20 protein-coding genes and 1 tRNA gene are annotated in these 19385 nt (G+C 61.1%); 10 read left to right on the top strand and 11 right to left on the bottom strand.

The window, feature by feature from the left end:
* Positions 1-334 precede the first annotated feature (334 nt).
* On the bottom strand, positions 335-775 hold the full coding sequence (locus NWV16_RS02640) for a hypothetical protein (RefSeq protein ID WP_260521858.1): 441 nt from the start codon (positions 773-775) through the stop codon (positions 335-337).
* On the opposite strand from NWV16_RS02640, the gene NWV16_RS02635 reads away from it, so the two are divergent.
* Positions 774-1229, top strand: a complete 456-nt coding sequence (locus NWV16_RS02635) for a tRNA (cytidine(34)-2'-O)-methyltransferase (protein WP_065257698.1) — start codon at positions 774-776, stop codon at positions 1227-1229. The two genes, NWV16_RS02640 and NWV16_RS02635, sit on opposite strands and share 2 nt — an antisense overlap.
* Before the next feature lie 61 nt (positions 1230-1290).
* Here the strand turns inward: NWV16_RS02635 and secB are convergent, their stop codons facing one another.
* Genes secB through NWV16_RS02620 form a run of 3 tightly spaced genes read right to left on the bottom strand, consistent with a single transcriptional unit; the run spans position 1291 to position 2499 of the window.
* Positions 1291-1776: a protein-export chaperone SecB gene (gene secB / locus NWV16_RS02630; RefSeq protein WP_065257699.1), complete on the bottom strand. Its 486-nt coding sequence runs from the start codon at positions 1774-1776 to the stop codon at positions 1291-1293.
* 53 nt (positions 1777-1829) lie between these two features.
* Complete coding sequence (gene grxC / locus NWV16_RS02625) at positions 1830-2084, bottom strand: glutaredoxin 3 (protein ID WP_065257700.1); 255 nt, start codon at positions 2082-2084, stop codon at positions 1830-1832.
* A 1-nt stretch (position 2085) separates the two neighbouring features.
* The gene (locus tag NWV16_RS02620; protein ID WP_260521857.1) at positions 2086-2499 is read right to left on the bottom strand and encodes a rhodanese-like domain-containing protein; all 414 of its coding nucleotides are present in this window, start codon (positions 2497-2499) and stop codon (positions 2086-2088) included.
* 152 nt (positions 2500-2651) lie between these two features.
* Between NWV16_RS02620 and gpmI the strand changes: the two genes are divergently transcribed.
* From gpmI to NWV16_RS02595, 5 genes are all read left to right on the top strand, one after another.
* The gene (gene gpmI / locus NWV16_RS02615; protein WP_260521856.1) at positions 2652-4178 is read left to right on the top strand and encodes a 2,3-bisphosphoglycerate-independent phosphoglycerate mutase; all 1527 of its coding nucleotides are present in this window, start codon (positions 2652-2654) and stop codon (positions 4176-4178) included.
* A gap of 252 nt (positions 4179-4430) precedes the next feature.
* On the top strand, positions 4431-5735 hold the full coding sequence (locus NWV16_RS02610; RefSeq protein ID WP_260521855.1) for a murein hydrolase activator EnvC: 1305 nt from the start codon (positions 4431-4433) through the stop codon (positions 5733-5735).
* Between the two features lie 33 nt (positions 5736-5768).
* A complete protein-coding gene (locus NWV16_RS02605) occupies positions 5769-7088 on the top strand; it encodes a S41 family peptidase (protein WP_260521854.1) in 1320 nt (439 codons plus the stop codon).
* A gap of 2 nt (positions 7089-7090) precedes the next feature.
* Entirely contained in the window at positions 7091-7867 is a 777-nt protein-coding gene (locus NWV16_RS02600) for a divergent polysaccharide deacetylase family protein (protein WP_260521853.1), read from the top strand.
* A gap of 117 nt (positions 7868-7984) precedes the next feature.
* Positions 7985-9370: a Vps62-related protein gene (locus tag NWV16_RS02595; RefSeq protein WP_260521852.1), complete on the top strand. Its 1386-nt coding sequence runs from the start codon at positions 7985-7987 to the stop codon at positions 9368-9370.
* Here NWV16_RS02595 and NWV16_RS02590 read toward each other — a convergent pair.
* The 7 genes from NWV16_RS02590 to NWV16_RS02560 all read right to left on the bottom strand — a co-directional run bounded on the left by NWV16_RS02590 (position 9351) and on the right by NWV16_RS02560 (position 15188).
* Positions 9351-10106: an ABC transporter substrate-binding protein gene (locus NWV16_RS02590; protein ID WP_260521851.1), complete on the bottom strand. Its 756-nt coding sequence runs from the start codon at positions 10104-10106 to the stop codon at positions 9351-9353. The genes NWV16_RS02595 and NWV16_RS02590 overlap by 20 nt on opposite strands.
* A 76-nt stretch (positions 10107-10182) precedes the next feature.
* Complete coding sequence (gene hisF / locus NWV16_RS02585; protein ID WP_007897430.1) at positions 10183-10953, bottom strand: imidazole glycerol phosphate synthase subunit HisF; 771 nt, start codon at positions 10951-10953, stop codon at positions 10183-10185.
* Positions 10954-10962: 9 nt separating this feature from the next.
* On the bottom strand, positions 10963-11700 hold the full coding sequence (gene hisA / locus NWV16_RS02580) for a 1-(5-phosphoribosyl)-5-[(5-phosphoribosylamino)methylideneamino]imidazole-4-carboxamide isomerase (RefSeq protein WP_085712767.1): 738 nt from the start codon (positions 11698-11700) through the stop codon (positions 10963-10965).
* Positions 11701-11742: 42 nt separating this feature from the next.
* Positions 11743-12000 carry a DUF2164 domain-containing protein gene (locus NWV16_RS02575; RefSeq protein WP_260521850.1) on the bottom strand — a complete coding sequence of 86 codons (258 nt, stop codon included), beginning with the start codon at positions 11998-12000 and terminating at the stop codon, positions 11743-11745.
* Entirely contained in the window at positions 12001-12639 is a 639-nt protein-coding gene (hisH, locus tag NWV16_RS02570) for an imidazole glycerol phosphate synthase subunit HisH (protein ID WP_085712765.1), read from the bottom strand. It lies immediately after the preceding gene.
* The gene (hisB, locus tag NWV16_RS02565; protein ID WP_039764670.1) at positions 12639-13232 is read right to left on the bottom strand and encodes an imidazoleglycerol-phosphate dehydratase HisB; all 594 of its coding nucleotides are present in this window, start codon (positions 13230-13232) and stop codon (positions 12639-12641) included. The genes hisH and hisB overlap by 1 nt, the downstream gene beginning before the upstream one ends.
* 291 nt (positions 13233-13523) lie before the next feature.
* Complete coding sequence (locus NWV16_RS02560) at positions 13524-15188, bottom strand: OFA family MFS transporter (RefSeq protein ID WP_065257711.1); 1665 nt, start codon at positions 15186-15188, stop codon at positions 13524-13526.
* Between the two features lie 353 nt (positions 15189-15541).
* On the opposite strand from NWV16_RS02560, the gene NWV16_RS02555 reads away from it, so the two are divergent.
* The 4 genes from NWV16_RS02555 (at position 15542) to NWV16_RS02540 (ending at position 19273) form a co-directional block, all read left to right on the top strand.
* Positions 15542-17773 carry an AsmA family protein gene (locus NWV16_RS02555; protein WP_260521849.1) on the top strand — a complete coding sequence of 744 codons (2232 nt, stop codon included), beginning with the start codon at positions 15542-15544 and terminating at the stop codon, positions 17771-17773.
* The gene (gene mutY / locus NWV16_RS02550) at positions 17770-18837 is read left to right on the top strand and encodes an A/G-specific adenine glycosylase (RefSeq protein WP_260521848.1); all 1068 of its coding nucleotides are present in this window, start codon (positions 17770-17772) and stop codon (positions 18835-18837) included. Before NWV16_RS02555 ends, mutY begins: the two co-directional genes overlap by 4 nt.
* Positions 18834-19106 carry an oxidative damage protection protein gene (locus NWV16_RS02545; protein ID WP_085712761.1) on the top strand — a complete coding sequence of 91 codons (273 nt, stop codon included), beginning with the start codon at positions 18834-18836 and terminating at the stop codon, positions 19104-19106. The genes mutY and NWV16_RS02545 overlap by 4 nt, the downstream gene beginning before the upstream one ends.
* A gap of 91 nt (positions 19107-19197) precedes the next feature.
* Positions 19198-19273 (top strand) — tRNA-Phe (locus tag NWV16_RS02540).
* The last annotated feature ends 112 nt before the right edge of the window (positions 19274-19385 follow it).

Genomic DNA, 19385 nt, shown 5'->3' with positions numbered 1-19385 from the left:
GAAAAAACCATCCGGTGAAAAGACGAAGGCCCCGTATTGCGGGGCCTTCGTCATGGTGAAGGCTTTTTTGTTTCAAAATGACAAAAACTGGCACGCCCCCTGCAATATCCCCTTCAGGTGATTCGATTCACCCACCCTTTCGGGGGCCTTGGTACAGGCAGGCCGGGGATTCCCCTCTTTACGCCGGCTCACACCACAAACGTGATGAGCCACCCTTTTGGGGCCCTTGATACAGGCAGGTCAGGGGTTCCCTCTTTACACCGGCTCAGCACGCCCTGCGATGAGCCCGCCCCTTTCGGGAACCTTGGTACAGGCAGGCCGGGGATTCCCTCTTTTATTGCTCCCGGAGATGGATCTCCAGCCGCCAGCGGTCATCGACCGCCTGGCCGGCCCACTCCCCTTGCAGCGGCCGCGCTGCCAATACCGTCAGCAACAACCCGCCATCACTCGGGCGAGTCCGCCAGATCACATCCTTGCCGTTGAGCTTCAACTGGCCTTTGCGAGCCGGCCCCTCGGCCTGGAACAGCAATGCGACGGTGCCGTCGACCATCTCGCCGTGCAGCTTCGGTTCGTTGTTGAACCAGACCGCCAGGCCACCATCGATCACCTCGACCTGTTGCAATACGCTGGGGTCAGGGTTGGTCAAGCGGCCGATCATCAATCCGACCATCAGGCCGAAAATCGCCAGCGAACCCATGACCCGCGGGAATAGTTTCGAACGCGGGTCGGCTGGCGGCGTAGAATGCGCGTCATCTTTACCTGCGGAGCCGTGCATGTTTCACGTCATCCTTTTTCAACCGGAAATTCCACCGAACACCGGTAACGTTATCAGGCTGTGCGCCAACAGCGGCTGCCACCTGCATTTGATCGAACCGCTGGGCTTCGAGATGGACGACAAGCGCCTGCGCCGCGCCGGCCTCGACTACCACGAGTACGCCACGCTGCAACGCCATGCCGACCTCGCCAGTTGCCTGGAAAGCCTTGGCCATCCAAGGCTGTTCGCCTTCACCACCAAAGGTTCACGCCCGTTTCACGATGCCGCGTTCGTGCCGGGCGATGCCTTTATCTTCGGCCCGGAAAGCCGTGGCCTGCCACCGGAAGTGCTGGACGCCCTGCCCGGCGAACAACGCCTGCGCCTGCCGATGCGTGAAGGCTGCCGCAGCCTGAACCTGTCCAACACCGTGGCAGTGGCCGTGTACGAAGCGTGGCGGCAGAACGGTTTCAAGTAACGATCATCGCCCATGAAAAAAGCGCCTGTAACGGCGCTTTTTTCGTTGTTGCATCGACCGATTACTGAACGGTCGGCGTCTCGCCAGCTTCCTGCATGCGCTGCAGCTCTTGCGCATAGAGGGCGTCGAAGTTCACCGGAGCCAGCATCAGGGCCGGGAACGAACCGCGGGTCACCAGGCTGTCCAGTGTTTCGCGAGCGTACGGGAACAGGATGTTCGGGCAGAACGCACCCAGCGTGTGGCTCATCGAAGCCGCGTCCAGGTTCTTGATCAGGAAGATACCGGCCTGCTGAACTTCAGCGATGAAGGCGACTTCTTCACCGTTTTTCACGGTCACGGACAGGGTCAGCACGACTTCGTAGAAATCGCCTTCCAGCGCCTTCTGGCGGGTGTTCAGATCCAGACCGACGCTCGGATCCCACTGCTGGCGGAAGATCGCCGGGCTTTTCGGAGCTTCGAAGGACAGGTCGCGTACATAGATGCGCTGCAGGGAGAATTGCGGTGCGGTTTCTTCTTCGCTGGCTGCAGTGTTCTGTTGGTCAGTCATCTCAGATCCTTTCTGATCTTGGGTCTTTTGGGTTCTTGGTGAGGTGCAGCAGTTCAGGCCTTGAGCAGCGCGTCGAGCTTGCCGGCGCGCTCCAGGGCGTACAAATCGTCACATCCGCCGACGTGGGTGTCGCCGATCCAGATCTGCGGCACGGACGTGCGTCCGGCCTTCTGGGCCATGGCGGCGCGCACCTGCGGCTTGCCATCGACCTTGATCTCTTCGAAGGCCACGCCTTTGTTCGCGAGCAGGTGCTTGGCGCGCGAGCAGTAGGGGCAGTAATCGCTGGAGTAGACGATGACGTTACTCATATCACTTCACCAGTGGCAGGTTGTCGCCTTTCCAGCTGGAGATCCCGCCGGACAGCTTGGCGGCGGTAAAGCCGGACTTCATCAGCTCGCGGGCATGGGTGCCGGCAGTCTGACCCAGGGCGTCGACCAGAATGATGGTCTTGGCCTTGTGCTTTTCCAGCTCGCCGATACGGGCGGCCAGTTTGTCCTGGGGAATGTTCAACGCACCGACGATATGACCGGCGGCGTATTCCTTGCTCGGACGGATGTCCACCACCACGCCGGCTTCCTTGTTGACCAGTGCGGTCAGCTCGCCCGTGCTCAGGCTTTTACCGCCGCCCTGCACCGTGTGCGCCAGCAGCAAGGCCAGCAGTACGACGAAGATACCGACAAGAATGTAGTGGTTAGTGGCAAATTCAATCAGGTGAGCAACCATCGAAGGAGGATCCAGGGCGTTAAAATGTCGGCCAGTATACACAGCCACTATGGTGGGCCAAACCCCGTCCGGCGGTGACGCCGCAGGAACTTAGCTTTAAACTGCCACTCCCTTTTCCATCGCCCTCTTCTTATTAGCCACGAGTGGATTCCATGACTACCACGCCTAAACCTTTGGTCCTGATGATTCTCGACGGCTTCGGTCACAGCGACAGCCCCGAATCCAATGCCGTCTTCGCAGCCAAAAAGCCTGTGCTGGATCGCCTCTGGGCCACTGTGCCGAACGGCCTGATCTCGGGCAGCGGCATGGACGTCGGCCTGCCGGACGGCCAGATGGGCAACTCCGAAGTCGGTCACATGAACCTGGGCGCCGGTCGTGTGGTGTATCAGGACTTCACTCGGGTGACCAAGGCGATCCGCGACGGCGAGTTCTTCGAGAACCCGACCATATGCGCCGCCGTGGACAAAGCCGTGGCCGCCGGCAAGGCCGTGCATTTCATGGGCCTGCTGTCGGACGGCGGCGTGCACAGCCATCAGGATCACCTGATCGCCATGGCCGAGCTGGCCTTCAAGCGTGGCGCCGAAAAAATCTACCTGCACGCCTTCCTCGACGGCCGCGACACCCCGCCGAAAAGCGCCGCCTCGTCGATCGAACTGCTCGACGCGACCTTCCAGGCCCTGGGCAAGGGCCGCATCGCCAGCCTCATCGGCCGTTACTACGCCATGGATCGCGACAACCGTTGGGACCGTGTGGCACAGGCCTACAATTTGATCGTCGACGGCCACGCCGAATTCAGCGCCGCCACCGCCCAGGAAGGCCTTGAAGCCGCGTACGCCCGTGGCGAGAGCGACGAATTCGTCAAGGCCACCTGCATCGGTGAGCCGGTGAAAGTCGAAGACGGCGACGCCGTGGTGTTCATGAACTTCCGCGCCGACCGTGCCCGCGAGCTGAGCCGCGTGTTTGTCGAAGACGGTTTCAAGGAATTCGAGCGCGCACGCCAGCCAAAAGTGCAGTACGTCGGCCTGACCCAGTACGCCGCCAGCATCCCGGCCCCCGCGGCCTTTGCGCCGGGCAGCCTGGAAAACGTGCTCGGCGACTACCTGGCAAAAAACGGCAAGACCCAGCTGCGCATTGCCGAGACCGAAAAATACGCCCACGTGACCTTCTTCTTCTCCGGCGGTCGTGAAGAACCGTTTCCGGGCGAAGAGCGCATCCTGATCCCGTCGCCGAAAGTCGCCACCTATGACCTGCAGCCGGAAATGAGCGCACCGGAAGTCACCGACCGTATCGTCGACGCCATCGAGCACCAGCGTTACGACGTGATCGTGGTCAACTACGCCAACGGCGACATGGTCGGCCACAGCGGCGTGTTCGAAGCGGCCGTGAAAGCCGTGGAATGCCTGGACACCTGCGTCGGCCGTATCGTCGACGCCCTGGAAAAGGTTGGCGGCGAAGCGCTGATCACCGCCGACCACGGCAACGTCGAGCAAATGGCCGACGAAGCCACCGGCCAGGCGCACACCGCACACACTACCGAGCCGGTGCCGTTCATCTATGTCGGCAAACGTGATCTCAAGGTCCGAGAAGGCGGCGTACTGGCAGACGTAGCGCCGACCATGCTCAAGCTGCTGGGCCTGGAAAAACCGGCAGAAATGACTGGCACTTCGATTCTGGTGTAATCGCCCGTCTGAAACACTGAAAAACCCTGTGGGAGCTGGCTCGCCAGCGATAGCAATCTGACAGCCAACATCTATGTTGAATGTGCAGGCGCCATCGCTGGCAAGCCAGCTCCCACAGTGGTTTATGGAGTTTTCGAAATGGAATCGGGCCTATTGCTTGCCCCAGTTATCACACAGCCCCAATTGGGCGTTTTTTTTGCCGCGTGGGCCGGGCATACTAGGCCGTCCCTTACCCTGGTGCCGCCCGCCCTTATGCTCCGCGTCCTGATCGCTCTCGCTCTGACATGCCTGCTCCAACCGGCCTTCGCGGATGAGCGCGCGCAAACCCAACAGCAACTGGACGCCACGCGCCAGGACATCGCCGAGCTGAAAAAGCTGCTGGGCAAGCTCCAGGAAGAAAAGTCCGGCGTGCAGAAAGAGCTCAAGGGCACCGAAACCGAGATGGGCAAGCTCGAAAAGCAGGTCGATGCCCTGCAAAAGGAGCTGAAGAAGAGCGAATCCGAGCTGCAAAGGCTCGATGCGGAGAAAAAAAAACTCCAGAGCGCGCGCACTGAACAGCAGCGACTGATCGCCATCCAGGCTCGCGCGGCCTATCAGAATGGTCGGCAGGAATACCTCAAGCTGCTGCTCAATCAGCAGAATCCCGAGAAATTCGCCCGCACCCTCACCTATTACGACTACCTGAGCCAGGCCCGCCTGGAGCAGCTGAAGAATTTCAACGAAACCCTGCGCCAGCTGGCCAATGTCGAAAAGGACATTTCCGCGCAACAAGCCCAGTTGCTGGTACAGAAAACCGACCTCGACACCCAGCGTGACGCCCTCGACAAGGTTCGCAAGGAGCGCCAGCAGGTGCTGGCCAGGCTCAACGACGACGTGAAGGCCCGCGATCAGAAACTGGCCGCCCGCGAGCAGGATCAGGCAGACCTGTCTAAAGTCCTTAAAACCATCGAAGAGACCCTGGCCCGCCAGGCCCGTGAGGCAGAAGAAGCGCGGCAGAAAGCGCTGATCGCCCAGCAGGAAGCCGAAAAAAAGCGTTTACGTGAGGCCCAGGCCCGCGCCGATGCGGACTCGGACACCAGCGACGCCCCGCGCAAACCGGCCAGACCCACACCTGGCGCGCTGGTATCCAGCGGCGGCGAGACATTCGGCGGCCCTTTTGCCGCCACTCGGGGAAAACTTCCATGGCCGGTTGATGGTCGACTGCTGGCACGTTTCGGTGAAACCCGTGGCGACGATGCCCGCACCAAATGGGACGGCGTGATGATCAGCGCCTCCGCCGGCAGCCAGGTACACGCCGTACACGGCGGACGCGTGGTGTTTGCCGACTGGTTGCGCGGTGCCGGACTGCTGGTGATCCTCGATCATGGCAACGGTTTTCTGAGCCTTTACGGTCATAACCAGACGCTGCTGAAGTCGGCTGGTGACGTGGTTAAAGCCGGTGAGTCCATCTCCACTGTCGGTAACAGTGGCGGGCAGGACACGCCAGCGCTGTATTTCGCAATTCGTCAGCAGGGTCACCCGAGTGATCCGGCACAATGGTGCCGCGCGCAAGGATAAGCGCGGGCAACCTAAATTAGGAGTTCGTTCGACATGCTGCATTTGTCCCGCCTTACCTCGCTGGCCCTGACGATCGCCCTGGTGATCGGCGCGCCTCTGGCGTTCGCCGCGCAACCGGCTCCGGCTGTCGCCCCGGCAGGCACTGCCGCGACTTCCAAGGCCCCGTTGCCGCTGGAAGAGCTGCGCACCTTTGCCGAGGTGATGGACCGGATCAAGGCGGCCTATGTCGAACCGGTGGACGACAAGACCCTGCTGGAAAACGCCATCAAGGGCATGCTCAGCAACCTCGATCCGCACTCTGCCTACCTCGGTCCGGAAGACTTCACCGAACTGCAGGAAAGCACCAGCGGCGAGTTCGGTGGCCTGGGCATCGAAGTCGGCTCGGAAGACGGCTTCATCAAGGTTGTGTCGCCAATCGACGATACGCCTGCCTCGAAGGCCGGCATCCAGGCCGGTGACTTCATCGTCAAGATCAACGGTCAGCCGACCCGCGGCCAGACCATGACCGAAGCCGTGGACAAAATGCGCGGCAAGATCGGTCAGAAAATCACCCTGACTCTGGTGCGTGACGGCGGTACGCCGTTCGACGTGACCCTGGCCCGCGCCGTGATCCAGGTGAAGAGCGTCAAGGCGCAATTGCTGGAATCGGGTTACGGCCTGATCCGCATCACCCAGTTCCAGGTCAAGACCGGCGAGGAAGTCTCCAAGGCCCTGGCCAAACTGCGCAAGGACAACGGCAAGAAGCTCAACGGCATCATCCTCGACCTGCGCAACAACCCGGGCGGCGTGCTGCAGGCGGCGGTAGAAGTGGTCGACCATTTCATCACCAAGGGCCTGATCGTCTACACCAAGGGCCGGATCGCCAACTCCGAGCTGCGCTTCTCCGCCACCGGCAAGGACGAAAGCGAAGCAGTGCCGATGGTTGTGCTGATCAACGGTGGCAGTGCCTCGGCCTCGGAAATCGTCGCCGGCGCCCTGCAGGACCAGAAACGCGCCGTGGTCATGGGCACCACCAGTTTCGGCAAGGGCTCGGTGCAGACCGTGCTGCCGCTGAACAACGATCGTGCGCTGAAGATCACCACGGCGCTGTACTTCACACCGAACGGCCGCTCGATCCAGGCCCAGGGCATTGTCCCCGACATAGAGGTACGCAAGGCCAAGATCACCAACGAAGCGGACGGCGACTACTTCAAGGAAGCCGACCTGCAGGGTCACCTCGGCAACGGCAACGGCGGTGCGGATCGTCCGAGCGGTTCGGGCGGCAAGGCCAAGGCGATGCCACAGGATGACGATTACCAACTGGCCCAGGCGCTGAGCCTGCTCAAAGGCCTGAGCATCACATCCGGCCGTTGAGGATGTCCTTGCGTTTTGTTCTTGCCCTGCTGTGCTGTCTGGCGGGTGCTGCTTACGCAGAATCCGCCAGACCGGCACCTCAAAAAGCCTATCTGACGCTGATCATCGACGACCTGGGGCAGAACCTGCCCCGGGACCGTCGTGTGCTGGCCCTGCCCGGGCCAGTGACCACGGCGATCATGCCCGACACCCCGCACGCCACTGAATTCGCCCGCGAAGCCCATCGCGCCGGCAAGATCGTGATCCTGCACATGCCGATGGACCCGGCCACCGGCCCGTTTGCCTGGCACCCCGAACTGTCTGTCGAAGAACTCGAAAAACGGCTGAACGCCGCGTTCAAAATGGTCCCCTACACCGCCGGCATCAACAACCACATGGGCAGCCGCATGACGGCACAACCGGTGGCGATGGCATGGTTGATGGGCGAACTGCAACGTCGCCACAAGTTCTTCGTCGACAGCCGCACCAGCGCGCAGACTGTCGCGGCGCAGCAGGCACAGAAAATCGATCTGGCAAGCGTTTCAAGGGATGTGTTTCTCGATGACGAACGCACCGAAGCGGCGATCTACACCCAGTTGCAGACCGCGATAAACCTGGCGCGCAAACAGGGTTCGGCGGTGATGATCGGCCATCCTTATCCACAAACGCTGGCCGTACTTGAGCGGGAGCTGCCGAAGCTGAAAGCCCAGGGCATCGAGTGGATCGACATCAGGCAGATGATCAGTGTGCGCAGCAATCGCGCAACGACCGCCCACGGCAAGGACGGCATCTACCGATAAATGTCTGGAAACACCCTCCACATATAGTTACTGCCCGATGACTCGTCCGAGTCTGGATAGTCAGTCCTGCAACTGTCGGTGACTTTGCAAGTCACCCTTCAAACATCAGGACTGACCATGACGACCGAAAACAGCAATACCTCTGCCGGGCAACCTGAACCGATCAGGTGCGGCAACCTGCTGATCAGTTTCACCAGTGAATTCCACCGGGTCTGGGACAGCCGGGGCTCCGGCGCCGCGGTCGGGAGCTTTTGGCGCCCGGCCCCTGCGCCCGATCTCCTGCCGGGATATTTCCCGCTGGGAGACCTGGCCGTGACCGGCTACGACAACGTCAACGGTAACCGGATCGTGGCTGTCGTCTGCGAAGGCGAGACATCAAATGACGGCGCCTCTCAAGGCAAGGCACTCAGTCCACCCATGGACTACGAAAGAGTCTGGCGTGACTCCAACTCCGGCGCCGCCGCCGATTGCACGGTATGGCGCCCGCTTCCTCCCGCCGGTTATGTGGCGCTGGGATTCGTCTGCTCCAACGGCCGTGACAAACCCCTGCTCAACGCGATCCGTTGCGTACGCAAGGATCTGGTCATCCCGGCCAGCGTCAGCGACCTGATCTGGGACGATAAGGGCAGCGGCGCCAGACAGAATTTCAGCGCCTGGAACATTGATCCTCCTCAGGCTGCCGCAGGCGAAATCTACTTTTCACCGGGCACGTTTTTCGGTGCCCAAAGCCACTCCAGGCCCGAGACGTCCAACGCCTATGCGTTACGGATGCAGATGCCTCGCCAGACATTACCCGCTCCCGTGACACCGAAGCTGTCAGGGTATGGAGCACCGCCGGAACCGGAACCGGCCGGGGTCACTCAGACCGTCCGGATTCCCTGGTTCGCGGTGAGCGATCATCTGCTCCCGGAGGAGCAATGGCGCACCTCTGCGTTCTACCGTCTGGAGCGGTCTGATCAATATGTACTGGCAGGTTATGGCCACAACACCAGCCAGCGGCCTCGTCCGTTCAAATGGCGGGCACTGCGGACCCAGAACTCGCAGACGCTGCAGGTTTTCAGCATTCTCACGTCCATCGAGGTTGCCACCGCTTGGCCGCCAAAGCCGTCGAACGGCGCCCGGGCCATCAGGTTCTCGGCGCATCTGCACAAGGACTTTACCTATACCGAGACATCCTCCCGTGGCTGGGAAGACGCCCGCCCACTGGACATCGTCGCCATGGCTGCCAAAAACAAGGCCGTGGCGATCTATCAGATTCAGAGTTTCTATACGCTCAAGCGGGCGGACGGCACTCCGGTGGGGATCAGCATTGGTTATACCGATGACGAAAGCCTTTACCTGACCGAATATCCGCCGGAAACCGACAGTACGCTCACCTTCACTCCACAACTGGCGACAGAACCCTTCGCCAGCCAAGGCCCGGCAGACAATGAGAACGAAGATGTCGATACCGCTTCTCAACCCATGAGAGAGGAAATTCGAGTTACAGATAGCGCCCCATGATCTCGTCGACCACACCGTCCTTGCGCATCTGATCGAGCGCTGCCTGAAGCCTGACAACCGCCTCATCCGGCACTTGCTTGTTCAGCGCCAGATACAGTTCGGCGCTGTTGAAGCGAAGTACGGTCTTGAGCCCCGTCACGCCGTCCTGCCGGGCAAGATAACGCCCGGCAGGATCGCCGGTGGCCCACAGATCGATCTGGCCGCTGACGAGCTTTTTCGCGTTGTCCTGATCGCGCAGTACCACCACCGGCTTCAGGCCCTGCCGGGTCAGCGTCTCGGCAATCGCATCGCCCTTGTAGGCGCCGATCTTGTATTTGCGCGCGTCATTGAGGGTTTCGAGGGTGATCTTGCTGTCGGCCTTGGCCAGCATGACCCAGTCGTCCGGGCCGATCGGGCCGACCCACTTGAACAAGGCCTCGCGATCCGGCAGGCGCGCCATCACGAAGGCACCGTAACCGGGGTTTTCCAGCGCCAGCTTGTAGACCCGCTCCCAAGGGAAGCGCAGGGTCAGGCTGTACGTGATGCCCGCACGCTTGAACATCTCGCGCACGATGTCCGTGGCGATACCGTTGATGTTTTCGTCCTGGGCGAAATTCTTGCCGTTCTTCGCCATGTTGTATGGCGGGAAGTTTTCGGTGAGGAGCACCAGATCGGTGTCGGGACTTTCTGCGGCATGGCCAGTGTCGATCAACAACACGGAGGCACTGACGAGGGCGAGAAGCAGGCGTTTGATCATGTCGGGCTACCGAAATCCATGGCGTGCCCAAGAGTGCCTCGGGTACGCCATGCTGTCCACTGGCCTGTATGGATGTTTAACGCATTACGATACCGCGGTGAGCCATGTAGGCTTTGGCTTCCTGAACCGTGTATTCGCCAAAGTGGAAAATACTCGCTGCCAGCACCGCGCTGGCGTGGCCTTCAAGAATGCCATCGGCCAGATGCTGCAGGTTGCCGACACCTCCCGAAGCGATCACCGGAATGCCCAGCGCATCACTGATGGCGCGGGTCACGCCGAGGTCGAAACCGTTTTTCATGCCGTCCTGATCCATGCTGGTCAGGAGGATTTCACCGGCCCCCAGGCCTTCCATTTTTTTCGCCCACTCGACCGCGTCGAGACCGGTCGGCTTGCGGCCACCGTGGGTGAAGATTTCCCAGCGCGGGGTTTCGCCCGGGCCGGACACCTTCTTCGCGTCGATGGCGACGACGATGCATTGCGAGCCGAAGTGCTGCGCCGCCTCGCCGACGAACTCGGGGTTGAACACGGCAGCGGTGTTGATCGACACCTTGTCCGCACCGGCATTGAGCAGGTTGCGGATGTCCTGCACGGTGCGCACGCCACCGCCGACAGTCAGTGGAATGAACACCTGGCTGGCCATGCGCTCGACGGTATGCAGCGTGGTGTCACGGCCATCGACACTGGCGGTGATATCGAGAAAGGTAATCTCGTCGGCACCTTGCTCGTCGTAGCGACGGGCGATTTCCACCGGATCGCCGGCATCACGGATGTTTTCGAACTTCACGCCCTTGACGACCCGGCCGTTGTCTACGTCCAGGCAAGGGATGATGCGTTTGGCCAGTGCCATGGTCAGTCCTCAGCCTTGGTACGAGTCGCAGAAAGCTTGCGCTTCGGCGACGTCGAGAGTGCCTTCGTAGATCGCCCGGCCAGTGATGGCGCCGATGATGCCCGGCGCCTTGGCGTCGAGCAGCGACTTGATGTCACCCAGGTTGTGAATGCCGCCGGAGGCGATCACCGGGATTTTGGTGGCCGCAGCGAGTGCGGCGGTGAACGGTACGTTGCAGCCCTGCATCATGCCGTCTTTGGCGATGTCGGTATAAACGATCGAGGACACGCCGTCGGCTTCGAACTGTTTGGCCAGGTCGATGACCTGCACCTGGCTGATCTCGGCCCAGCCGTCGGTGGCGACAAAACCGTCTTTTGCATCGAGGCCGACGATGATCTTGCCCGGGAATGCACGGCAGGCTTCAGCAACGAACGCAGGCTCTTTGACAGCCTTGGTACCGATGATCACGTAGCTCACGCCCGCCTTGACGTAGTGCTCGATGGTTTCCAGCGAACGGATGCCGCCGCCGATCTGGATCGGCAGGGTCGGGTAGCGCTTGGCAATCGCGGTCACCACTTCGCCGTTGACCGGCTGACCTTCGAAAGCGCCATTCAGATCGACCAGATGCAGACGACGGCAACCGCCTTCCACCCACTTGGCAGCCATGCTCACCGGGTCATCGGAGAACACTGTGGAATCTTCCATGCGGCCCTGGCGCAGACGAACGCAGGCACCGTCTTTTAGATCGATAGCGGGAATAATCAGCATCTGGCAAACCTTCAAATTTGAATGTTCAGCTTGGCTCGGAAATCAGTTTTTTTCGAGCGCCCACAGGTCGCTTTCGATGCTTTCAAACCGCTCCTTGAGCTGGGCCTGCACATCGAAAATCGCCCTGTTGTAATAGTGCGGAGCAATTTCACGGGTAAACAGCTCAAGAATTTCCGCCGCCTCGAACGAACCCAGGTCCAGTTCGAATCGATCCGCCATGAACCGCTGGATCTTGCGGTTGGCGTCGCTTTCCTGCTCCGGCGTGAGGGTCAGGATCGGCGGTTTCTTTCTGGCGGCCATTTACCAGCGACCGTCCCACGCTGCGAAGTTCTGCAGCAATTGCAGGCCATGGGTATGGCTCTTCTCCGGATGGAACTGCACGGCGAAACGCGAACCTTCAGCCAGCGCCGCAGCGAAATCGACGCCGTAATGACCGCTGCCGACCACTTGGCGTGGGTTACCGGCGGCGATGTAGTAGCTGTGCACGAAGTAGAAACGCGCCAGGTCCGGAATGTTGTGCCACAGCGGGTGATCCACCGACTGCTTCACTTCGTTCCAGCCCATGTGCGGGACTTTCAGGTGCTCGCCGTCTTCATGCAGGTCTTTGCCGAAGAACTTCACCGCCCCCGGAAAAAGGCCGATGCAGTCGACGCCGTCGTTTTCTTCGCTGGTGTCGAGCAAGGCTTGCATGCCGACACAGATGCCGAGGAACGGGCGATCCTGGCTGACTTCACGTACCAGCGAGTCGAAGCCCAGACGACGGATCTCCGCCATGCAATCGCGAATCGCGCCGACACCGGGGAAAACCACGCGGTCGGCTTCGCGGATCACGTCCGCATCGCTGGTGATCAGCACCTTGCCGGCGCCAACGTGCTCGAGGGCCTTGGCCACCGAGTGCAGGTTGCCCATGCCGTAATCGATGACTGCTACCGTCTGCATCACAGCACGCCCTTGGTCGAAGGCATCTGGCCGGCCATGCGCTCATCCAGCTCGACGGCCATGCGCAGCGCGCGGCCGAAAGCCTTGAACACGGTTTCGATCTGGTGGTGAGTGTTGGTACCGCGCAGGTTGTCGATGTGCAGGCTGACCAGCGCGTGGTTGACGAAGCCCTGGAAGAACTCCTGGAACAGATCCACGTCGAAACCGCCAACGGTGGCGCGGGTGTACGGCACGTGCATCTGCAGGCCCGGACGGCCGGAGAAGTCGATCACGACACGCGACAGCGCCTCATCGAGCGGCACGTAGGCGTGGCCGTAGCGGCGGATGCCTTTCTTGTCGCCGATGGCTTGCGCGAAGGCCTGGCCGAGGGTGATACCGACGTCTTCCACGGTATGGTGGTCGTCGATATGCAGATCGCCCTTGCATTGGATATCCAGGTCGATCAACCCGTGACGGGCGATCTGATCCAGCATGTGCTCAAGAAAAGGAACACCGATATCGAATCGGGCCTTTCCGGTGCCATCAAGGTTGATCGAGGCTTTGATCTGGGTTTCCAGAGTGTCGCGCTCGACAGACGCCTTACGTTCGGCCATCACCAGCTCCGCAAAATCATTGGGCGAAAAAGGCAGCCATTATAGGGGTGCGGGGCGCAAACAGAAACACGAGACGTGATATGGCAGACGGATAGAAGCCCGTACTGTCGGGGATAGACATGTCCATACAAGACATTTCGGACAGCCCGAAACAACTGTGAGAGCGAGCTTGCTCGCGATGAGGGCCATACTTTCAACATCACTGTCGACTGTCAGACCGCTATCGCGAGCAAGCTCGCTCCCACAGGATCTGGCGCTGACCTGAAGATTGTCAGGCCAGTGCCTGGCTACTTAGTGAAACAGAACCGCCGTCTTCTGCAGGGTCACCCACACACCCCACGCCAACGGAATCCCTACCACCAGCCACGCAGCGATCGCCAACGGCTTGCTGCCCGGCGCGGCTTTCCACTCGAGCACGGTGCTGCTGTCGGCACCCTTGTCGTGACCCAGTGCCTGCTCGGCCGCCAGTTCAGCGTCGGTCATGAAGTACTTGTCCGCCACCGGGCGCACCAGCAGGTTGCACAGGAAACCCAGCACCAGCAGGCCGGCGAGGATGTACAAGGTGATGTCGTAAGCGGCGGCGCGTTCGACACCGATGCTCAGCTGATACTCACGCAGGTAGTTCACCAGCACCGGACCCAGCACGCCAGCGGCAGCCCAGGCAGTCAGCAGACGACCGTGGATCGCACCGACCATTTGCGTGCCGAACAGGTCGGCCAGATAGGCCGGAACGGTTGCAAAACCACCGCCGTACATCGACAGGATGATGCAGAACGCCGCCACGAACAGCGCCACGTTGCCCAGATGACCGAGGTTCGGGATCAGCGCGTACAGCGCAAAGCCCAGCGCGAAGAACACGAAGTAAGTGTTTTTGCGACCCAGATAGTCCGAGAACGACGCCCAGAAGAAACGACCGCCGATGTTGAACAGGCTCAACAGACCCGTGAAACCCGCCGCAATTGCAGCGATCGAAGCCAGTTGCCCGGCATCCAGCTGACCGAACGGCAGATCATTGCCCAGCAGCTTGCCGCCGAACACTTCCTGCAACAGTGGCGAAGCCATGCCGAGGATGCCGATACCGGCGGACACGTTCAGGCACAGCACCAGCCACACCAGACGGAATTGCGGGGTTTTCCACGCCACATTCACGTGAACATGACGATGAGTGATCATCGCATTCGAGGCTTTCTTCGCCGGCGCGGTCCAGCCTTCAGGCTTCCAGCCGGTCGGCGGCACGCGGTAAGCCAGTGCACCACCGATCATGAACACGAAGTAGATCGCCGCCATGGCCACGAAGCTCTGCCATACGCCGACACCGGTTGGCGAAGCGAAATGGCTCATCAGCGCGGTCGCCAGTGGAGCGCCGACCATCGCGCCACCACCGAAGCCCATGATCGCCATGCCGGTGGCCATGCCGCGCTTGTCCGGGAACCACTTGATCAGAGTCGATACGGGCGAAATGTAGCCCAGGCCCAGACCGATGCCGCCGATCACGCCGGAGCCGATCCACATCAGCCAGATCTGGTGGGTATAAATACCCAGCGCGGAAATCAGCAGACCGCCGCACCAGCACAGTGCCGATACCACACCGGCCTTGCGTGGCCCGGCGTGTTCGAGCCAGCCACCCCAGATCGCTGCCGAGCAGCCGAGGAAGATGAAGAACAGGGTGTAGATCCAGCCGAGCATGGAGATCGGCCAATCACATTGCGACGAGAAAACCTGTGCGATGAAGCTCATGTCCGGCGCGCAAGCCACCGGCGCCGTAACGCCCAGCGCCTTGGACAGCGGCAGCCAGAACACCGAAAAGCCATAGGCCATGCCGATGCACAGGTGAATGGCCAGAGCGGCCGGTGGAACCAGCCAGCGGTTGAAACCGGGCCTGGCGATGATGCGTTCCTTGGACAGGAACGCAGGCTGGGCGGCGCTGAGGCCGTCCGCCGTGATGCTCGTGCTCATTGTGTATCCCCCAATTATTAGTATGTGTTCGTCAGCCACTGCTCACCCCCGGCCTTTATGCACGCAGGCATGACCGTGTTGGTGGGTGGAGCTCCTTGAAGCGCGACCAAAAGTCGCAGAGGGACGGACGAACGGGCGAAGGTTACCATCTGCAGGTGACAGAAAAACCAAACTGATATCACCTTTTTCGAGTCATCTGATCTCATCCGGCGGGGGAACCCTCCTGTCGACCGTTGTCGAAGCGCTGCACGCCGCGGCTCGCCGGGCTCCTCGGGATACCGCGCAGTACGGGGTCAGGCAGCGCTATACTCCCCGGCTAAATTACGAATTCGACTAACTACAAGGACTCGCCCATGAAAGCGTTCGGCAAAATCCTGGGTCTGGTAATTCTCGGGCTGTTGCTGATCATTGTGGCGGCGGGCTTCGCCCTGACCCACTTCTTCGATCCCAACGACTACAAAAACGAGATCCGCCAGATAGCCCGCGACAAGGCCCACATCGAGCTGACGCTCAATGGCGATATCGGCTGGAGCCTGTTCCCGTGGCTCGGCCTGGAATTGCACGAGGCCAGCGTCGCCACGCTGATCAAACCTGACGAACCGTATGCCGATCTGCAGATGCTTGGCCTGTCCGTACGCGTGCTGCCGCTGCTGCGCCGCGAAGTGCAGATGAGCGACGTGCGCGTTGAAGGCCTGAACCTGCGCCTGAACCGTGACAAGAACGGCCACGGCAACTGGGAAGACATCGGCAAGCTGCCGACTGCCGCTCCTGCGCCGGGCAGTACCCCGCCAGGCGCCGCCGGCGAACCGGTCGTCGAAACACCCGCCCAGCCGGAAAAACCGCCACAGCCGATCCGCCTCGACATCGACAGCCTGACCGTCAACAACGCCCGGGTTGAATACCACGACGAGCAGACCGGCAAGCAGTTCAGCGCCGAAAGCATCCAGTTGAGTACCGGTGCCGTCCACGATTCGACCAACATTCCTCTGAAAGCCACGGCGTTCCTCAGCACCAATCAGCCCGTGCTGCGAGTGCGCACCGAGCTGAACGGCGAGCTGCGCATCGAGCGCGCCCTGCAACGCTACAAGTTCGAAGACCTGAAGCTGTCGGGCGAACTGACCGGCGATCCGCTGCAAGGCAAAGCCATGACGTTCTCCGCCCAGGGGCAGATGTTGCTCGACAAGGCCGCCAACGTCGCCGAATGGACCGGGATCAAGATCTCAGCGAACCAGTTGCGCGCTCTGGGTGAGCTGAAGGCCAACGATCTGGACAAGACCCCGCAAATCACTGGCGCGATTTCCATCGCCCAGTTCGATCTGGCGAAGTTTGTCGACAGCATCGGCCAGACCCTGCCGGCCATGGCCGAAGGCAGCTTGAGCAAAGTCGAGCTGGTCAGCCGTGTCGCTGCCACACCGACCAGTCTGGCGCTGGACAACATCAACCTGAAACTCGACGACAGCAGCTTCAGCGGCCGCATCGCCGTCGAAGATTTCGCCAAGCAATCGTTGCGGGCGATCCTCAAGGCCGACACCTTCAACGTCGACCGCTACCTGCCGCCGAAATCGGAAAAAGCCGCCAGCGCCACCCAGGCGCGTCAGAGCGAAGTCGCCAACACCGAAGCCGATGCCATGGCCGGCGCCGGCAGCACCCCGCTGCCGGACAAGCCGAGCAAAAGCGCCTGGAGCACCGAACGCCTGTTCCCGGTGGAGCGCCTGAGCAAACTGGACGTGAACGCCGACCTGACCTTCGGCCAGTTGACCCTCGACAAACTGCCGATCCAGAACGCCGCATTGAAAGCCACCGGCCAGGGCGGCCTGCTGACTCTGGAGAACCTGCGCGGCGAACTCTACAACGGCGACTTCGAAGCCAAGGGCACCCTCGATGTGCGCCCGAGTGCACCGCTGTTGAATCTGCAAACCCGGATCAACCGCGTGCCGGTGGAAAAAATCCTCGAAAGCCAGGGCAAGAATCCACCGGTCAAGGGCCTGGTGAACCTCACCAGCACCGTCACCGGTAGCGGCAACAGCCAGCAGGCGCTGATCGACACCCTCAACGGCAACGCCAGTTTAGTGATCAACAACGGCGTGTTGCTCAATGCCAACCTCGAACAGCAGTTGTGCAAGGGCATCGCCACCCTCAACCGCAAAACCCTGAACGGCGAGCCGCGGGGCAAGGACACGCCGTTCCAGGAACTCAAGGGCAACCTGACGTTTCACAACGGCGTGGCCAACAACCCGGACCTGAAAGTGCGCATCCCGGGCATGACCGTCAACGGCGACGGCGACATCGACCTGAAAGTGCTGGGCATGGACTATCGCGTCGGCATCATCGTCGAAGGCGACACCAGCGCCATGCCGGACCCGGCCTGTCAGGTCGGTGAGAAATTCGTCGGCATCGAATGGCCGCTGCGCTGCCGCGGCCCTCTGGAACTCGGCGCCAAGGCCTGCCGCGTGGACAACGAGCGCCTGGGCCAGGTCGCGACCAAAATGGCCGGCGACAGGCTCAGCGAAAAAATCGACGAGAAACTGGGCGACAAAGTCAGCCCGGAACTGAAAAACGCATTGAAGGGGCTGTTCAAGCGATGAGAGCGGAGCAGTTTTCCACGGCGGTGCTGGAATGGTTCGACCGCCACGGCCGCCATGATTTGCCCTGGCAACAGAACATCAATCCGTACCGGGTATGGGTCTCTGAAATCATGCTGCAGCAGACCCAGGTCAGCACCGTGCTCAATTACTTCGACCGCTTCATGGCCGCGTTGCCGACGGTCGAGGCCCTGGCCGCAGCACCCGAGGACGAAGTGCTGCACCTGTGGACGGGCCTGGGTTATTACACCCGCGCGCGCAATTTGCAGAAGACTGCGAAGATCATCGTCAGCCAGTACGGCGGCGAGTTTCCCCGCGATGTCGAGAAGCTAACGGACTTGCCGGGCATCGGCCTCTCCACCGCCGGCGCGATTGCCAGCATCAGCATGGGCCTGCGGGCGCCGATCCTCGACGGCAACGTCAAACGGGTGCTGGCGCGGTTTACCGCGCAGGAGGGCTATCCCGGTGAGCCGAAGGTCGCCAAACAATTGTGGGCCACTGCAGAACGTTTCACACCGCAGGATCGGGTCAACGCCTACACCCAGGCGATGATGGATCTTGGCGCCACGCTCTGCACCCGCAGCAAGCCAAGCTGCCTGCTGTGTCCGCTGAAAAAGGGTTGCGAAGCGCACCTGCTCGGCCTGGAGACCCGCTATCCGGTCCCCAAGCCGCGCAAGGCCATTCCGCAAAAACGCACGCTGATGCCGCTGCTGGCCAACGACGATGGCGCGATTCTGCTTTATCGCCGCCCATCCAGCGGATTGTGGGGCGGGTTGTGGAGCCTGCCGGAACTCGACGACCTCGACGACCTGCAGCACCTCGCCGCGCAGCACTCGCTGGAACTGGGCGAGCAGCAGGCGCTGCCGAACCTTGTCCACACCTTCAGCCACTTTCAGCTGTCCATCGAACCCTGGCTGGTTCAGGTGCAAGAGGCCGGCGGTCACGTGGCCGAGGCCGACTGGCTCTGGTATAACCTCGCCACCCCGCCGCGCCTGGGCCTCGCCGCCCCGGTCAAGACATTGCTCGAACGCGCGGCCGCCGTCTTGAATGCAGGAGAGTCGACATGACCCGCACCGTAATGTGCCGCAAGTACAAAGAACAACTCGAAGGCCTGGAGCGTCCACCGTACCCGGGCGCCAAGGGCCAGGACATCTTCGAACACGTTTCGGCAAAGGCCTGGGCCGACTGGCAGAAACACCAGACCCTGCTGATCAACGAAAAACGTTTGAACATGATGAACGCCGAAGACCGCAAATATCTGCAGGGCGAAATGGACAAGTACTTCTCCGGCGAGGAATACGCCCAGGCCGAAGGCTACGTTCCGCCGGCCGAATAACCCCCGGTTTTCGTAAGCGACGGAATTAATTTAAGAAATTTTAAAAAAGTCGTTGACGTAAATCCGAAAAACCCTTTTAATGCGCCCCGTTGCCCAGATAGCTCAGTCGGTAGAGCAGGGGATTGAAAATCCCCGTGTCGGCGGTTCGATTCCGTCTCTGGGCACCAAATACCGAAACCCTGAATCGCAAGATTCAGGGTTTTTTTATGCCTGCGATTTGATCACGGCCGGATGCCGTGCTTTGCGCAGGCCGCCATTCGCGATACTTTGCCCAGCCCT

The sequence above is a fragment of the Pseudomonas sp. BW7P1 genome, from assembly GCF_024981055.1.
Classification (GTDB): domain Bacteria; phylum Pseudomonadota; class Gammaproteobacteria; order Pseudomonadales; family Pseudomonadaceae; genus Aquipseudomonas; species Aquipseudomonas bananamidigenes.
Note: the sequence above shows the minus strand (reverse complement) of the source record. Positions and strands in the feature narration are given on the sequence as shown.

What these genes read in the sequence shown, in the direction of transcription:
- NWV16_RS02635 (WP_065257698.1), top strand. Translation starts at nt 774, where the DNA reads ATGTTTCACGTCATCCTTTTTCAACCGGAAATTCCACCGAACACCGGT.
- NWV16_RS02640 (WP_260521858.1), bottom strand. Translation starts at nt 775, where the DNA reads ATGCACGGCTCCGCAGGTAAAGATGACGCGCATTCTACGCCGCCAGCC.
- secB (WP_065257699.1), bottom strand. Translation starts at nt 1,776, where the DNA reads ATGACTGACCAACAGAACACTGCAGCCAGCGAAGAAGAAACCGCACCG.
- grxC (WP_065257700.1), bottom strand. Translation starts at nt 2,084, where the DNA reads ATGAGTAACGTCATCGTCTACTCCAGCGATTACTGCCCCTACTGCTCG.
- NWV16_RS02620 (WP_260521857.1), bottom strand. Translation starts at nt 2,499, where the DNA reads ATGGTTGCTCACCTGATTGAATTTGCCACTAACCACTACATTCTTGTC.
- gpmI (WP_260521856.1), top strand. Translation starts at nt 2,652, where the DNA reads ATGACTACCACGCCTAAACCTTTGGTCCTGATGATTCTCGACGGCTTC.
- NWV16_RS02610 (WP_260521855.1), top strand. Translation starts at nt 4,431, where the DNA reads ATGCTCCGCGTCCTGATCGCTCTCGCTCTGACATGCCTGCTCCAACCG.
- NWV16_RS02605 (WP_260521854.1), top strand. Translation starts at nt 5,769, where the DNA reads ATGCTGCATTTGTCCCGCCTTACCTCGCTGGCCCTGACGATCGCCCTG.
- NWV16_RS02600 (WP_260521853.1), top strand. Translation starts at nt 7,091, where the DNA reads ATGTCCTTGCGTTTTGTTCTTGCCCTGCTGTGCTGTCTGGCGGGTGCT.
- NWV16_RS02595 (WP_260521852.1), top strand. Translation starts at nt 7,985, where the DNA reads ATGACGACCGAAAACAGCAATACCTCTGCCGGGCAACCTGAACCGATC.
- NWV16_RS02590 (WP_260521851.1), bottom strand. Translation starts at nt 10,106, where the DNA reads ATGATCAAACGCCTGCTTCTCGCCCTCGTCAGTGCCTCCGTGTTGTTG.
- hisF (WP_007897430.1), bottom strand. Translation starts at nt 10,953, where the DNA reads ATGGCACTGGCCAAACGCATCATCCCTTGCCTGGACGTAGACAACGGC.
- hisA (WP_085712767.1), bottom strand. Translation starts at nt 11,700, where the DNA reads ATGCTGATTATTCCCGCTATCGATCTAAAAGACGGTGCCTGCGTTCGT.
- NWV16_RS02575 (WP_260521850.1), bottom strand. Translation starts at nt 12,000, where the DNA reads ATGGCCGCCAGAAAGAAACCGCCGATCCTGACCCTCACGCCGGAGCAG.
- hisH (WP_085712765.1), bottom strand. Translation starts at nt 12,639, where the DNA reads ATGCAGACGGTAGCAGTCATCGATTACGGCATGGGCAACCTGCACTCG.
- hisB (WP_039764670.1), bottom strand. Translation starts at nt 13,232, where the DNA reads ATGGCCGAACGTAAGGCGTCTGTCGAGCGCGACACTCTGGAAACCCAG.
- NWV16_RS02560 (WP_065257711.1), bottom strand. Translation starts at nt 15,188, where the DNA reads ATGAGCACGAGCATCACGGCGGACGGCCTCAGCGCCGCCCAGCCTGCG.
- NWV16_RS02555 (WP_260521849.1), top strand. Translation starts at nt 15,542, where the DNA reads ATGAAAGCGTTCGGCAAAATCCTGGGTCTGGTAATTCTCGGGCTGTTG.
- mutY (WP_260521848.1), top strand. Translation starts at nt 17,770, where the DNA reads ATGAGAGCGGAGCAGTTTTCCACGGCGGTGCTGGAATGGTTCGACCGC.
- NWV16_RS02545 (WP_085712761.1), top strand. Translation starts at nt 18,834, where the DNA reads ATGACCCGCACCGTAATGTGCCGCAAGTACAAAGAACAACTCGAAGGC.